At 66.6% G+C, this 14,932-nt stretch carries 12 protein-coding genes; 9 read left to right on the forward strand and 3 right to left on the reverse strand.

All coding sequences use genetic code 11. From position 1 onward, the window contains the following. Positions 1-14 precede the first annotated feature (14 nt). Complete coding sequence (locus tag ACVPT3_RS09240; protein ID WP_492040620.1) at positions 15-1,265, reverse strand: glycosyltransferase; 1,251 nt, start codon at positions 1,263-1,265, stop codon at positions 15-17. Between the two features lie 323 nt (positions 1,266-1,588). Here ACVPT3_RS09240 and ACVPT3_RS09245 point away from each other — a divergent pair, with 323 nt between their 5' ends. Continuing rightward, positions 1,589-4,882 (forward strand): autotransporter outer membrane beta-barrel domain-containing protein, encoded by a 3,294-nt coding sequence (locus ACVPT3_RS09245; RefSeq protein ID WP_492040621.1) that lies wholly within the window; start codon positions 1,589-1,591, stop codon positions 4,880-4,882. A gap of 79 nt (positions 4,883-4,961) precedes the next feature. Here ACVPT3_RS09245 and ACVPT3_RS09250 read toward each other — a convergent pair whose 3' ends face one another. Then, a complete protein-coding gene (locus ACVPT3_RS09250) occupies positions 4,962-5,864 on the reverse strand; it encodes a LysR family transcriptional regulator (RefSeq protein WP_492040622.1) in 903 nt (300 codons plus the stop codon). Between the two features lie 109 nt (positions 5,865-5,973). Between ACVPT3_RS09250 and ACVPT3_RS09255 the strand changes: the two genes are divergently transcribed. The 7 genes from ACVPT3_RS09255 (at position 5,974) to ACVPT3_RS09285 (ending at position 12,729) form a co-directional block, all read left to right on the forward strand. Beyond that, positions 5,974-6,600, forward strand: coding sequence for a glutathione S-transferase family protein (locus ACVPT3_RS09255; protein ID WP_492040623.1), 627 nt, complete (start codon positions 5,974-5,976; stop codon positions 6,598-6,600). 26 nt (positions 6,601-6,626) lie between these two features. After that, positions 6,627-7,400, forward strand: a complete 774-nt coding sequence (locus tag ACVPT3_RS09260; RefSeq protein ID WP_492040624.1) for an enoyl-CoA hydratase/isomerase family protein — start codon at positions 6,627-6,629, stop codon at positions 7,398-7,400. 49 nt (positions 7,401-7,449) lie between these two features. Then, complete coding sequence (locus ACVPT3_RS09265; RefSeq protein ID WP_492040625.1) at positions 7,450-8,121, forward strand: peroxiredoxin-like family protein; 672 nt, start codon at positions 7,450-7,452, stop codon at positions 8,119-8,121. Continuing rightward, positions 8,114-8,833: an SDR family oxidoreductase gene (locus ACVPT3_RS09270; RefSeq protein WP_492040626.1), complete on the forward strand. Its 720-nt coding sequence runs from the start codon at positions 8,114-8,116 to the stop codon at positions 8,831-8,833. Before ACVPT3_RS09265 ends, ACVPT3_RS09270 begins: the two co-directional genes overlap by 8 nt. Positions 8,834-8,992: 159 nt before the next feature. Then, on the forward strand, positions 8,993-9,397 hold the full coding sequence (locus tag ACVPT3_RS09275) for a hypothetical protein (protein WP_492040627.1): 405 nt from the start codon (positions 8,993-8,995) through the stop codon (positions 9,395-9,397). Positions 9,398-9,542: 145 nt separating this feature from the next. Next, on the forward strand, positions 9,543-11,735 hold the full coding sequence (locus tag ACVPT3_RS09280; RefSeq protein ID WP_492040628.1) for a TonB-dependent receptor: 2,193 nt from the start codon (positions 9,543-9,545) through the stop codon (positions 11,733-11,735). Between the two features lies 1 nt (position 11,736). Continuing rightward, positions 11,737-12,729 (forward strand): alpha/beta hydrolase, encoded by a 993-nt coding sequence (locus tag ACVPT3_RS09285; RefSeq protein WP_492040629.1) that lies wholly within the window; start codon positions 11,737-11,739, stop codon positions 12,727-12,729. 195 nt (positions 12,730-12,924) lie between these two features. On the opposite strand, the gene ACVPT3_RS09290 is transcribed toward ACVPT3_RS09285, so the two are convergent. Continuing rightward, positions 12,925-13,785: an AraC family transcriptional regulator gene (locus ACVPT3_RS09290; RefSeq protein ID WP_492040630.1), complete on the reverse strand. Its 861-nt coding sequence runs from the start codon at positions 13,783-13,785 to the stop codon at positions 12,925-12,927. Between the two features lie 195 nt (positions 13,786-13,980). Between ACVPT3_RS09290 and ACVPT3_RS09295 the strand changes: the two genes are divergently transcribed. Continuing rightward, positions 13,981-14,703 carry a siderophore-interacting protein gene (locus ACVPT3_RS09295; protein ID WP_492040631.1) on the forward strand — a complete coding sequence of 241 codons (723 nt, stop codon included), beginning with the start codon at positions 13,981-13,983 and terminating at the stop codon, positions 14,701-14,703. The last annotated feature ends 229 nt before the right edge of the window (positions 14,704-14,932 follow it).

The following is a 14,932-nucleotide window of genomic DNA, read 5'->3' on the forward strand; positions in this document are numbered from 1 at the left end:
TTTCCACATTCCAGCTAGTGAACGGCGAAGGCTTCTCCGGGCTGTACGAAGGCGGCGTCGCCGGTCAGCTCCCCGTACAACATGCACAGATCCTCGAACACGCGGTTCCAGGCGAACTGGCTGACGGCCTTGTCGCGCGCCGCGCGGCCGATGGCCTCTATGTCGCGCGCAAACAGCGCCTCGATCGCCTGGGCATAATGGTCAGCGTCGGCGCTGGCCGCCAGCTGGCCGACCGTATGGTCGACCGTCTCGGCCACGCCGCCGGCGTTGACGCCGATAACGGGCCGTCCACAGGCCATGGCCTCCAGCACGATCAGTCCGAACGGCTCCTTGTCATTCGCGTGAACGAAGGCGTCGCAGCTGGCGATAATCTTGGCGACCGCCTTTGGATCCTTTTCATAAGGCATGGAGATCACGCGATCCTCGGCCGGCATTCCCGATCCGGCCCCGACCAGCACCAGATGATAGGGGGCGCCCAGCTTCTGGACGGCCTCGATCAGAATATCGACGTTCTTCTCCTTGGCGGGCCGCCCCGCAAAGCACAGCAGGCGGGCGCCCTCGCCCAGTCCCAGTTCCTTCAGCAGCCACTGACGGTCGCGACGCTCGGGTCGGAAGGTGTCGATCTCCACGCCCAGCGGCCGGATGACGATATTGTTCACCCCAGCCTCTTCCAGGCGCCTCGCGATGAAGCGACTGGGCGAGACGACGCGGTCGAACTGCGAGAACAGGCGGGCCCAGCGCTTTTCCACGGGCTTTTTGGCCCATTCACCGAAGTGCAAAGCCGCCAGACTGGCAGGGTCCGAGTGGCAGAAGCCCACGACCGGGCACCCGACTCTCTGTCCGGCCTCCAGCGCCCCCTGGCCTGGCGTATAGGGATCGCCGGCCTCGATGATCGACGGCTTCATCGCCGCTACCCAGGCGCTCCAGCGCTTGACCGAACTGGGCCAGCGATAGCCGTCGCCGAACGGCAGCTTGGTCGCCCGCAATTGCACGACGCCGTCGGCCCGCGCCTTGTGCCGGGCGCCCGGCACGATCAGGGAATGACTGACGCCGGGCCGGTTGGTGTCGATCCAGGCCTTCTTGGAAAGAAGGTAGCGCTTAACCCCACCCGACCGCGGCGCATACAGCATGGTGGTGTCCACCAGCCTGGGCCTGTCGTCCATTGAAGCCAGTTTCAGCGCCCGCAGAGTGTCCGCGACCTCAACGTCCAGTCCGGGAATCAGCCGGAGCTCGCTTTCGTGAACGTCAAGATCGGTGAGTGTCATGAAGAGGTTCTCGTCTGGTCTGGGCTCGCCAACGCCGAAGGGCGTGGAATGGATGCGTCGTCTGGAAACGCGTTTGACCATGCGTCCGCCCGTAGACCCCGATGTGGCAAAGCTCAATAGGCGTGTCGGAAATCCTTCAGCACCCCGCGCAACACCCGCAAGATCAAGCGTTTCACCGAGCTTCGAGTTCGACACCGAACGGCAACATGCTGAACACGGCCTTGCATTCGCCTCAAATTCGATAAAGTTGAGCAGGGTTGGCGTCGATCCTGTAATGGACCGCCTTGTTCATGATCGCGTGGCCACCAGGGGTTTTCTTCCGAATGCGTATTCTGCTCGCGACCGCTGTAGCGATCGCTCCCTTGCTGGCTGTAACGGGCGCTCAGGCCGAGGTCGTGGTCTCGACCGCCCGCACAACGCCGATCCAGACCTCCAACGCCACGGGTACGGCGGCCGACAACGTGCGGATCGCCAGCGGCGGCTCCATCGCCGTCACTTCCGGCGCGGCCATGACGCTGGATTCGAACAACACTCTGGATGTGGACAGCGGCGGCTCCATCACCATGGCCAAGGCGGCCGACGGCGCGACCGGCATTCTGGTGAACGGCGGCAACACCGGATCGCTGGCCATGGGCGGTTCCATCTCCATCACCGATTCGCTGGAAGACGCGGACTACAAGGACACTGATGGCGACGGCGACATCGACGGTCCCTTCGCGACCGGAACGGGCCGCTACGGCGTCCGCGTCGCCGGCCCATCCGCCTTTATCGGCAACATCACCCTCGAACCCACCAGCGCCATCACGGTCGAGGGAAACAACAGCTATGGGTTGGCGGTGGAGACGGATCTGACCGGTCGCCTTCAGAGCCTCAGCTCGGTTCGCGTTCTGGGCGACGGCACGGTCGGGGTTCGCACCACGGGCGCCGTGTCGGGCAATGTCGATCTGGCCGGCGCGATCACGGCGACGGGCGCGGGCGCAACCGGGGTGTCGATCGAAGGCGACGTGGGCGGCGCTTTGAAAATTCACTCGGCCGTCACGACCACCGGCTATCGCTACACCAATCCGCCGTCCGCCAAGCCGACCTCCGGCACAGTGTCGGAGAGCACCCTCTATCTTGAGGACCTGGACGCCGACGACCTGTTGCAAGGCGGCCCTGCCGTCCGCGTCGCCGCCGACATCAACGGCGGAGTTCTGCTGGACACCGGCCCGGCCTACAGCTCCGCCGGCATCGAGGGCGATGACGACGGCGACGGCGTCAAGAACGGCGACGAAGATAACGACGGCGACGGCGTCAAGAACCGCGACGATACGGATCGGGACGGCGACGGCATTCTGGATAGCTCCGAAACCACCGCTTCCCTCACCTCGCTCGGAGGCGCCCCTGCCCTTCTGATCGGCTCCACCACAAATAGCGTCGCCCTGGGCGTGGTCGGCACAGGCGACGCGGCCTACGGCCTGATCAACCGGGGCGGCATCGCCGGCTCGGGCGTTTACTCCGGCGTTGAAGCGCGCGCCCTTCAGTTGGGCGTGGCCGGCGGCCAGGCCGTGACGATCGCCGGCGGCGTCAGAAACGAAGGCACGATCTCCGCCTCAGCGTCGAAAGCCGATGCGACGGCCGTCTGGATCGGAGCCAATGTCAGCGCCCCCGCCCTGTCCAACACCGGCACGATCCAGGCGGGCGCGTCAGGCAATACGGCCACGACCTCGACTGCGGTGCTGATCGGCGCGGGCGCCAATGTCGCGTCCATGACCAATACGGGCCTCATCACCTCGGCCTTCACCGGCAACCACGGCGACGCCGTCGCCGTGCGCGATGCGTCCGGAAGCCTGACCCAGTTCACGAACGCCGGCACGATCGCAGTCGGCATAACGCCGGACACGGCCGACACCACGACGCGGGACGGCGAGGCCATTGCTGTCGACCTGTCGGCCAACACCACCGGCGTGCTGTTCCGCCAGTACGGCATAGCCGCCGACGAAGACAGCACAGCGACCGACACCGACGACGACGGCGTGCCCGACAGCGCCGAACCCACCATGGTGGGCGCGATCCGGCTCGGCTCGGGCGGCGACACCCTGAATGTCGAGAACGGCACCATCATCGGCGACATTTCGTTCGGCGGCGGCGCCGACACGATGAACATCACCGGGGGGGCGGCGGTTTCCGGCGCCATTACCAATGCGGCGGGCCTGGCCCTGAACGTGACGAAGGGTTCGCTGTTCGCCAACCAGACCACGACGACCAACATCTCCAGCCTAAACGTAGGCGCGGACGGCACGCTGGTGCTTACCGTTGACCCATCGGCGAACACCTCCGGCGGCTTCAATGTCAGCGGCGCAGCGAACATCGCGACCGGCGCCGCGCTGGGCGTGCGTTTCGCCAGCCTGTTGCAAGAACCGGCTCGCTTCGACGTTATCAACGCAGGCTCTCTCACCGTCGGAACCATCGACCAGACGCTTCTCGGCGAGAACTCGCCCTATCTTTACGTAGTTGAGGCCGGCGCGGACACCGCAGCAGGCAAGGTCTATATCGACGCCCGCCGTCGCACCGCTCAAGAAGCCGGTCTGATCCCGGTCGAGGCCTCGGCCTTTGACGCCGTCTACGCCGCTCTGGGCGACAATACGACGCTCCAGAACCTGTTCCTCAGCCAGACGAACCGCGAAGACTTCGCCAATGTCTATGAGCAGATGCTCCCCGATCACTCGGGCGGCCCGCTGATGTCCCTGTCGGCTGGTGTGGACGCCGTCACGCGCGCCCTGACGGGCCGCAACGCCTCGGCCGCTCCGGGTGAGACCAGCGCCTGGCTCCAGGAGATCAACTTCTACGCCGACAAGGACAAGACCGATTCCTACGGCTTCCGCTCGGAAGGCTTTGGCGTCGCCGGCGGCGTTGAAAAGGGCACCAGCCTGGGGGCCTTCGGCGTCACGGCCGCCTTCACCTCGTCCGACATCGAGGATCCCGAGGCCGAGGCCGAGGAAATCCTGTCCGCCAATCTGCTGGAGCTGGGCCTCTACTGGCGCGCCCAGGGCCAGTACTGGACGACCTGGGCCCGCGCGGCCGGCGGCTACGCCAGCTTCAGCGCCGACCGCTCCCTGGTCGCCGATGGCGTCTATCTGAACAACACCTCCGACTGGCACGGCTGGACCGCCGCTGCGGCCGGAGGCGCTTCTTACGAACGCAATTACGGTCGCCTGAACGTGCGCCCCGAAGTCTATGCCGAGTTCTTCCACCTGTCGGAGGGGTCGCGAACGGAAAGCGGCGGCGGCGACGGCTTCGATCTGGATATCGACTCGCGCGACAGCCATATCTTCTCCGCCGTCGCGGCGATGAACGTGGGCTACGGCTTCGGCAAGGACGGCTGGATCCGTCCTGAACTGCGGATCGGCTATCGCCAGAACCTGTCGGTCGATGCGGGCGAGACCATCGCCCGCTTCGCCGGCGGCGGCCCGGACTTCGTCCTGTCGCCGGACGCCGTCGAAGGAGGCGGGCTGATCCTGGGCTTCCGCCTGAACCTCGGCAATGATCTGGGCATGCTCTCGCTGACAGGCGACGCCGAGTTGCTGGAGGATTATGTCCGCTACTCGCTGCTGTTGCGAGCCAGCTTCCGGTTCTGATCGGTATGATCCTGAAGGATGGAAGGCCGCTGGATCAGTCCGGCGGCCTTTTCTCTAGGAAGCAGAACTGAACGGCGACCTAGTCGCTGATCGCCATGACGCGCTCCGCACTTAAGGCCTCCTCGACAAATTTGGCGAAGGCGCGCGCCTTGGCGCTGGCCAGCCGCCCGGTCGGGAATACCGCCCAAAGGTCCACGGACGGCAGCGACCAATCCGGCAATAGGCGTTCCACCGCGCCGCTGGCGAGCTCCGGAGCGAACATCCAGTCGGAGACGATCGCCAGCCCCATATCTGCCAGCACCGCCGCCCGCAGGCCCTCCGCGCCGCTAAGCCTGACCCGTCCCCGAACCGTCACCGAAATCCGGGCCCCGTCCCGCTCGAACGCCCAGGCTGAGGCCGTCTGACTGTAGATGACCGCCTCGTGCGTCGCGAAATCCGCCGGCGTCGCGGGGCGACCCGCGCGCTCCAGGTAGGCCGGCGTCGCGAGAACCGATCGAGGACTCGAAGCGATCCGCCTTGCGACAGCGGCGGAATCCGCCAGGGCGCCCATGCGGAGCGACAGATCGACGCCCTCACCCACCAGGTCGATCAGCCGGTCGTCCAGGATGATGTCGATATCCAGCGACGGATGGAGAGCAAGGAACTCGGGCAGACGGGGGATGACGTGGAGCCGCGCGAAGGTGGTCGCCGCCGATACCCGAAGCCGCCCCGACAAGCCGAGACCGACGCCCCTGGCCTCGGCCTCGGCGTCATCGACATCCTGCAACGTCGCCTTAGCCCGCTCGTAGAAGCGCTGACCGGCGTCCGTCGGGGTCAGGCCGCGGGTCGAGCGCGCAAGCAGCCGCGTCTGAAACCGGGCTTCCAGCTGGGCGATCGCCTTGGATACCGCCGGTTGACCGACCGACAACTGACGTGCGGCGGCGGAAAAGGAGCCAGTCTCGACCACACGCACGAAGGTCGTCATCGCCTGAAGTCGATCCACGTCATTCTCCGTAGGAATAAATCCTATGCGTCAATGACCTCTGCCCCGCTGCGGAGAGAATAGTCAATCTTGCCTGGTCGCCGAAAACGCCGTCGGAAAGGAACAGACGATGATCGCACTCTACGCCTTCGCCACACCGAACAGCCTCAAGCCCGTCGTTGCGCTGGAAGAGCTCGAGTTCAACTACGTCCTGCACCCAGTCAACGTCCGCACGGGCGAGCAGTCGTCCCCGGCGTTCACGACCTTGAATCCAAATGCGAAAGTCCCGGTCCTGGTCGATCCTGAGGCGGGGCTGACGCTGACGGAATCGGCCGCCATTCTTGTCCATCTGGCGGAACGTCGCGGTCGCCTTCTGCCGTTGACGGGAGAGGCCCGCGCGCGGGTCTTCGAGCAGCTGTTCTTCCACGCCTCGGCGGTCAGCCCCGCCTTCGGCCAGGCGGGCTATTTCTCACGCCTGGCTCCGGAGCCCCAACCTCTGGCGCAGGCGCGCTTCAGCGCCGAGGCCAATCGCGTGCTCGACCGGCTGGAGGACCTGCTGGCCGTGCGTCCGTTCGTCGCCGGCGACGACTACACCATCGCCGACATCGCCCACTTCGGCTGGCTGTGGCGACGCGCCTTCGCCGGCGTGACCCTGGACGACCGCCCCAACCTCGAGCGCTGGTACGCCGCCGTCGCCGATCGTCCGGCTGTCCAGCGCGCCATCGCGCGGGTCGAAGCCCTCGCTCCCCAATCCTGAACCTGAACCGACAACTGGAGCCCCCCATGTCACGCTTCGAATCCTACAAGAACACCTTCGCCAACGCCCGCCTGACCCGCTCCGAAAGCGGCGTGGTCGAGGTCGCGCTGCACACCGACGGCGGCAAGCTTGTCTTCGACGGCCACACCCACGAGCAGTTCGTCGATCTGTTCCACGCCATCGGATCGGACCCGGACACCCGGGTGGTCATCCTGACCGGCTCGGGCGACGCCTTCATGGACACCATCAGTCCAGACGGCTTCGACTTCTTTACCCCCCGCGGCTACGACAAGATCTTCCGGGAGGGCAAGAAGGTCCTCATGAACCTTCTGGACATCGAGGTTCCGCTGATCGCCGCCCTGAACGGGCCGGTGCGTCTGCACTCCGAATACGCCCTCCTCGCCGACATCGTCCTGGCGACACAGGAGACCGTGTTCCAGGACAAGCCGCACTTCGACTTCTGCATCGTCCCCGGCGACGGGGTCAACCTGCTCTGGCCCGAGGTGATCGGCAGCGTGCGCGGGCGCTACTTCATCCTGACCCGTCAGGAGCTGGACGCGGAGACCGCCAAGGCCTGGGGTGTGGTCAACGAGATCGTGCCCGCCGAGGGCCTGCTGGCCCGGGCCCACGCGATCGCCGAGGGCCTGGCCGCCCTGCCGCCTCTGACCAGCCGCTACACCCGTATCGCCCTGACGCAGAAGCTGCGCCGGATCGTCGACGAAGGCGCGGGCTATGGCCTGGCGCTGGAAGGCATCAGCGCCGCCGATGTCGCCCGCACCATGGCCGCCGACGCCAGCTGAGCCCGCCCTTCATACACCCTCCCCGACACCGACAATCTGGAGACACCCCATGTCCCTTCAAGCCTCTCTCGACGCCTTCAAGGCCGATTTCGAAGCCGGCAAGCCGCCGTACAATGCGCCGCCCTCGGTCATCGCCACCATGCGACGCGCGACTGCGGACCTGATCGCCTCCGGCGCTGCGGGCCGCGCGCTGAAGGCCGGTGATCAGGCGCCTGTCTTCACCCTGAACGACCCAGACGGCGAACCCGTCGCCTCACCCGACCTGCTGGCGAAGGGGCCGCTGGTGCTCAGCTTCTATCGTGGCGTCTGGTGTCCCTACTGCAATATGGAGCTGCAGGCGCTGCAGCAGACCCTGCCAGCCTTCGAGGCGCTGGGCGCGAGCCTGGTCGCGATCTCGCCCCAGACGCCGGTCAACAGCCGCAAGTCCGTTCGCCAGAACGGCCTGTCGTTTCCGATCCTTTCGGACGCCGGCAACGCCGTGGCGGCGGCTTTCGGCCTGCGCTTCGAACTGCCCGAGGCACTGATCGCGCTCTACACGGAACTGAAGAACGACCTGCTGACCTTCAACGGCGATCCCAGTTGGACCCTGCCCATGCCCGCCCGCTACGTGATCGGGACGGACGGCGTGATCCTCTACGCCGAGGTCAATCCCGACTACACTCGCCGTCCCGAGCCCGAGGACATGCTGCCCGCCCTCCGTCAGGCGCGCACGGATGGATAATCACCGCACTGTCCTGATCACGGGCGCCAGCAAGGGCATTGGCCTGGCGCTCGCTGGACGGCTGGCGTCCGCGGGTCATTCCGTGATCGGGATCGCCCGCACGACGGCGGACGGCTTTCCGGGAAGGCTTTACCCAATGGATCTGGCGGATCGCGACGCAGAGGCCCGGCTGCGGGACATCGTCGAACGCCACGCGGTAGACGGGGTGGTCAACAACGTCGGCCTGGTCCGCCCGCAGGCCCTGCACGCCGTCGATGTCGCGACCTTGGAAGAGGTGCTGCGGGTCAACCTGCATCCGGCCCTGGCGGCGGTTCAGGCGGCGCTGCCCGGAATGACCGCGCGTGGCTGGGGTCGGATCGTCAATGTCTCCAGCCTGACCATCCTGGGTGCGGTGGAGCGGACCGCCTACGCCGCCGCCAAGGCGGCCCTGGTCAGCTTCACCCGCAGCTGGGCGCTGGAACTCGCGCAGACAGGCGTGACGGTCAACGCTGTCGCGCCCGGACCGACCGAGACCGCACTCTTCCGCGCCAACAATCCCCCAGGAAGCGTGGGCGAGACGCGGTATCTGGCTTCGGTCCCGATGGGACGCTTCGGCAAGCCGGAGGAGATTGCAGCTGCGATCGCCTTTCTGCTCTCGAACGATGCGGCCTTCATCACCGGCCAGACGCTGCACGTCGATGGCGGGGCGTCCATCGGCAGGGCGGCCTTCTGAAACGCGCCAGCGGACTGACGAACAGCCTGGGCCTGATGATCGTGCCGGTCGCCAGCGCCCTGACTGGCGTCGCGCCCCTGGTCGCCGATGATCGTATCGCCGCGACCCTGCGGACCCGCTGAACTCTTGCGTCGCGCCTCCCGGAGGCAAGACTGGAAATTGTCCGCCGTTTCGGGACTATGGGCCATGGAGTCGCGCGACACTGATGAACTCATCGTCTGGGCCAGGGCGCTGGAAGCCTATGCCCGGGACTGGGACGAGACGTTCGAGAAACGGCCGGGCTATTTCACCCAGGAGTTCTGGTACCTGCTGGTGGGCTGTATGATCGCCAACTGGAATGGCCGGCCCATGACCATGAGCCAGGCCTGCCAGCAGATGAAGAGCGGGTCCAACCGCACCCGCGAGGAGCGCATCAAACGCGCCGTGGACGACGGCTTTCTGGTCAAGGAGCGAACCGGAGACGACGGCAGGACGGCCCTGGTCCGGCCGACACCCAAGCTGGAAGCCCTGATGGTCGGCCATCTGCAGCGCACCCGCGAGATCATCCGGACGGCGCTCGACTGAAGCGAGGCTGAAACGCGACTAAATCACGACTGGGCGCAGCTTTTGCGGACAGTTTCGCGCGCAACTCTTCGCTAGTCGGCGTTGCGGCTTCGTGGTGCGATGCCCCATCGAGATCGCCCGTCAGCGGCGACCGGGGGAGGACACTATGACGATCCACACCACTCGCGGCGCGCGTCGCGCCCTCATGCTCGCCGGCGTTTCCGCCATCGGGCTGGCCGCCCTGCCGGTCGCCGCGCAAGAGGCGTCGTCGGCGACCGAACAGGCCTCGCCCCTGGAAGAGGTGGTCGTCACCGCCCGCCGGCGAGAGGAACGGCTTCAGGACGTGCCGGTGGCGGTCACCGCCCTGTCGTCAGAGGCGCTGGAGAACCTGCAGGCGTCCGACATCGGCGCCCTGCAAGGCGCGGTTCCAAACCTGACCCTTCACGAAGGCGACGCCGCCAACGCCGTCGTCTATCTGCGGGGCGTCGGCCAAGTGGACAGCCTGGCCTTCGCCGACCCGGGGGTTGGCGTCTATATCGACGATGTCTATCTCGGCCGGGCCCAGGGGGCCTTCCTGTCAGTCTATGACGTGGACCGGATCGAGGTGTTGCGCGGCCCGCAGGGCACCCTGTACGGGCGCAACACCATCGGGGGCGCGGTGAAGTTCGTCTCGACCCCGCTGGCGGCCGAATGGGGCGGCCGGGCCGAGGCCTCGGTCGGCGACTATGGACTGATCGAGTCGCGGATCAGCGCGGGCGGGGCCCTGAACGACGACGCCACCCTGTTGGGCAAGGCGGCCGTTTCGTTGTCCCGGCGCGATGGCTATTCTGACAACGCCTTCACTGGCCTGGATGACGGCGACAAGGATCAGGTCGCGGGTCGCGTCTCGCTCGAGTATCGTCCCTCCGACGACCTGTCGTTCCGACTGAACCTCGACGCCTCGCGCGATCGGCCAGACACCTCGCGGACCCCGGCGCGGGCGACGCCGGTTCTAGGCCTCTATCCAAACACCCTGGCCGATCCGTTCAAGGTCGACGCCGATTTCAACGACCTGAACACCCTCGACACCTTCGGAGCGGCCCTGACGACGGACTGGGCTCTGTCGGACCTCTGGTCGTTCAAGTCGGTCACCGCCTGGCGTTCCATGGATTACGCCAGCCACCTGGACCTCGACGCCACGCCGCTGGCCGTGTTCGGCGTCTATGTGGACGAGGACCAGCACCAGTTCAGTCAGGAGTTCCAGCTGACTTACGCCGGCGAGCGTCTGAACGCCGTCGCCGGCGTCTTTTATTTCGACGAGACCGACCTGACCTATTCGGGCCTGCTCGGTCCCGTCATCAGCCTTGTCACGGGCTCGATCAACGATCAGCACAACCGTTCCTATGCGGCCTATGGCCAGGCGACCTATGACCTGACCGAACGGCTCAGCCTGACGGCGGGCCTGCGCTATACCTATGAGGACAAGGATTTCCGCCGCACCCAGACCTTCTACGGCCCATTGACCCAACCGCCGGCGCGCGACGATCCCGGCCTGCTGGTGACCGACATCGACACCTCGGCCAGCTGGGATTCCTGGTCGCCGAAGCTGGGGCTGGACTATGCGGTCTCGGACGATGTGATGGCCTATGTCAGCGTGAGCCGGGGCTTCAAGTCGGGCGGGTTCGACGGCCGCGCCAACGACGCCTCCGGCGCCGCGCCGTATGATCCCGAAACCCTGTGGGCCTATGAGGCGGGGCTGAAGTCGATGCTGATGGACCGGCGTCTGGTCGCCAACATGGCCGTCTTCTGGAACGACTACACCGATCTGCAACTGTCCAGTTTCTCGGCCGACGGCGGCGGAGGCTTCATCGCCCTGTTCACCAACGCCGGCGCCGCGACCATCCGCGGGGCGGAACTGGAGCTGACGGCCCGGCCGATTTCGCAACTGACGCTGAACGCCACGGTCGGCTATCTGGATGCCCGATACGACGAATATGTCGGCCCCGGCGGGATCGACATCAGCGACCAGCGCCACCTGGTCAATGCGCCGGAATGGTCGGCGCGGCTGGGCGGCGTCTATGTCGCCGACCTGGGCGCCAACGGCGCGTTGACCTTTGGGGCGGACGCCTCCTACCGCTCCAAGGTCTATCCGACGGTCTCGTCCAGCGAGGCGCTGGCCCAGGACGGTTATACGCTGATCGACGCCTTCGTGCGCTGGAATGATCGGGACGACCGCCTGTTCCTCCAGTTGGGCGGGCGGAACCTGACGGACGAGCGGCATATCGAGCAGGGCTTCGACCTGTCTGACTCGCTGGGCTACCAGCTGGCCTATTTCGGCGCGCCGCGCACTGTGCGGCTGACTGTCGGGTTCAAGTTCTGAGATGGGCCGTACCGGAAGCCCCAGGGTCGAGCCGGATACGGCGGCGCTGCTGGCGGCCATGGCCAAGGACTTCGCCGACGCCCCGGCCGAACCCACCGTCGATGAACGGCGCCAGGGACTGAAAATCGCCGCCGAGCTGTACGGACCGCCTCCGGCCGCGGTCGGCCGGATCGAAGATCATGTTGCGCCAGGACCCAATGGCCCGGTGCCGGTGAGGATCTACTGGCCGCCCGGCGGCGCAAGGGGCCCGCTTCGGCCTCTGGTGGTGCATATCCACGGCGGCGGCTGGGTGCTGGGCGATCCCGACGGCTATGCGCGGATCTGCCGGGCCTATTGTGCAGCGGGCGACTGTGTCGTGGTGGACGTCGACTATCGCCGGGCGCCCGAGCACAGGCATCCGGCGGCCCTGGACGACTGTCTGGCGGCCATGGCCTGGGCTGCGGCCAACGCCCGGCCGCTGGGCGGCGATCCGGCGCGGATCGTGGTGACGGGCGACAGCGCGGGCGGCCATCTGGCGGCGGCGGCCTGCCAGCAGACGTCGATCACAGTGGCGCTGCAGATCCTCGTCTATCCCGTGACGAGCGCAAGCGCCCACGCCGACTTCGCCTCGCGCAAGACGCTGGGCGACGGTGCATATTTTCTGCGTGAGTTCGACATTCTCCGCGCCGAGAGGGAGTATTTCTCTCCGGGAGACGACCGCGAAACCGCTCCGGCTTCGCCGTTGCTGGCGTCGGCCGAAGTGCTTTCGCGCCAGCCGCGCACGGTGGTCATCACCGCAGGGTTAGATCCCTTGCGCGACGAGGGCGCGGCCTATGCAAGGGCGCTTAAGCGCGCTGGCGTCGACGCCCGGGAATGGCGGATCAAGGGGACGATCCACGGCTTCGTCCTGTTCGCGGGGCGGATTGGCAAGGGGCGCGACATCATCCGGCGCATCGGCCGGGCTGTATCGGGCGCGCGTTCCAGACAGCGGGGCTTCGGCCTGTTCCGGCTCTGAGCAGAACGCCCGCACCTCCACGGGGCTTCCGAATGCCGTCGGCGACGCAGATCGCCGCTGAAGCTGCGCGCCGCCCGATTGGAGCGGTACCTGTCAGGGTTCCGCGCCTGAACCTGAGGCTCATTACCGGTCCCCATGGGATGCTTGCGCATGCCGGCCTCGCCTGGCCGCAACGACTGGCTGGATGATGGAGGTTCAAGCCCTCAGCCCCTGTCGGCTGGGGTGTCGCTCAGCCATATAGCGCCCCGGCGACGTGCCGACGGCCTTGCGGAACATTGTCACAAAGCTGGGCAGGCTCTCGTAACCGAGCTCTGCAGCGACCCGCTGGATTGTGGCTCCGTCAGCCAGCCACTGGACCGCGAGAATGATTCCGAGCTGCTGGCGCCATCGTCCGAAACTCATGCCCGTCTCGCGAGTGATCAGGCGGACCAGAGTGCGCTCGCTCATCCCTCCCTGCTTCGCCCAGCTCTCGAGCGTGCCCCGCTCGCAAGGGTTCGCCATCATCCGCTCGAGCATCGCGCGCAGCCGCGTGTCGGTCGGCATGGGCAGATGCAGATCCTCGAGTCTGGCCGCCGCGATCTCGTCCAGCAGGACCGCGATCATTCGCGAGGTCGCGCCGCCTTCCTCGTAAAGGAGCGGCAGATGAGCCGCACGGATCAGGAGTTCGCGCAGCAACGGCGTCACCGCAACGGTGCAACAGCCTGTCGGCAGACGAGCGTCGATATCTGGCGCGACGAAGGCGCTGCACCCCCGAAGCGCGCCCGACACCTTGATGGCGTGAAGGGCGCCGCCGGGAACCCAGACTGCGCTGCCCGGCGGCACAATCCAGAGGCCGCCTTCAGCCTCGACGCTGAGCGCGCCGCGCTGCACGAACAGAACCTGTCCCTTCTCATGGTGGTGCATCGCCATTTCGATCTCGCCCAGTCCACTCGAGGCGATGCCGTAGCAGACCACCGGACGCGCTACGGCGTCCGGCTCAACCCAGTCCGACGCCAGCGACTCGTCTGTCAGGATGGGAATGGCGGCCTCACGATAGCTGGCGCAAACGAATAACAATCAGTCCTGACATCGGAATGACGCCAAAATCGCCTCCCGTTACACCCGGAGCCTGAAACCGTCGAGGCGCCAGAAGCCTCCCCCTCAAGAAGGTCATACCGTGAGTTGTTTTAGCGTCGGCCCTGTCACCGAATGCCCTGACGGGCGTCATCAAGCGGCCGAGCGGCCCGACGCAGCCTGGGCGGAGGCGCTCTGATGGCGAAGCCCCGCGCGGAAAGCCGCCTCAGCGCCATGCTGCGCCGCGCCTTCATGCGGCGGGCGGCGGTCACCGCCTGCGACGCCCTAGGCGGCGGCTTTCATCTGATCACGCTGGAGAGCCCGGCGTTTCAAGATCTGGACTGGACGCCGGGTGACAAGATCCAGATCGCGCTGGGCTCGGCCTTCGTGGCCCGGACCTATACCCCCATCGATTGGGACGCGGTTGCGGGACGGACGCGCGTTCTCGCCTACGCCCATGGCGTCGGACCAGGCAGCGACTGGATTAGCAGCCTGAAGACAGGCGACGCCTGTGACGTATTCGGTCCTCGCGCCTCGCTCGACGTCAGTTGGCTTCCCAGCCCCGTGCTCATGCTGGGGGACGAGACGACGTTCGGGCTCGCCCTGGCGATGCGTCGGCAGTCCTATGCCGACAGCATCGAGTTCGTCTTCGAGGTGAACGACCACGTCCACAGCCGCCGCCTTCTCGACGCCCTCGCGTTCGGGTCTTCACGTCTGATCGAGCGGCGGGCCGACGATCGCCACCTCGAAGAGATCGAGGCTGAGTTGCCGGCTCGGGCGCGATGCGGCGCGACATTTGTCCTGACCGGGCGGTCTATCGCAATCCAGCGTCTGCGCCGGGCCTTGAAACCGCTCGACGTCCCGGCGACGCGCCTGTTGACCAAGGCCTATTGGGCGCCGGGCAAGACGGGCCTCGACTAATCGCTATTCTGGACACCTGACGCCTTCGAGACCCGACCGCCAGCGCGCGCCGAGTGAGCGAAAGCGTCCAATCCCCCGCCATGCGCCTCACGGGGGCGCCGAGATGCACGACCATCTAGCCAGACGGACTATGAGCCCGGAGCGGAAGGGCGGCGATACTGGCGATATGTGCGAAGTGTTTTCTACAAGGGATGCGCGGGGTTTGTTGGAGGAAGCGCGAATCGCCGTG

The sequence above is a fragment of the Brevundimonas sp. FV1ps31S genome (assembly GCF_058681265.1).

Excerpts from the sequence above, each read along its gene's own strand:
- ACVPT3_RS09280 (WP_492040628.1), top strand. The coding sequence starts at position 9,543 with ATGACGATCCACACCACTCGCGGCGCGCGTCGCGCCCTCATGCTCGCC.
- ACVPT3_RS09285 (WP_492040629.1), top strand. The coding sequence starts at position 11,737 with ATGGGCCGTACCGGAAGCCCCAGGGTCGAGCCGGATACGGCGGCGCTG.
- ACVPT3_RS09270 (WP_492040626.1), top strand. The coding sequence starts at position 8,114 with ATGGATAATCACCGCACTGTCCTGATCACGGGCGCCAGCAAGGGCATT.
- ACVPT3_RS09260 (WP_492040624.1), top strand. The coding sequence starts at position 6,627 with ATGTCACGCTTCGAATCCTACAAGAACACCTTCGCCAACGCCCGCCTG.
- ACVPT3_RS09255 (WP_492040623.1), top strand. The coding sequence starts at position 5,974 with ATGATCGCACTCTACGCCTTCGCCACACCGAACAGCCTCAAGCCCGTC.
- ACVPT3_RS09240 (WP_492040620.1), bottom strand. The coding sequence starts at position 1,265 with ATGACACTCACCGATCTTGACGTTCACGAAAGCGAGCTCCGGCTGATT.
- ACVPT3_RS09295 (WP_492040631.1), top strand. The coding sequence starts at position 13,981 with ATGGCGAAGCCCCGCGCGGAAAGCCGCCTCAGCGCCATGCTGCGCCGC.
- ACVPT3_RS09245 (WP_492040621.1), top strand. The coding sequence starts at position 1,589 with ATGCGTATTCTGCTCGCGACCGCTGTAGCGATCGCTCCCTTGCTGGCT.
- ACVPT3_RS09265 (WP_492040625.1), top strand. The coding sequence starts at position 7,450 with ATGTCCCTTCAAGCCTCTCTCGACGCCTTCAAGGCCGATTTCGAAGCC.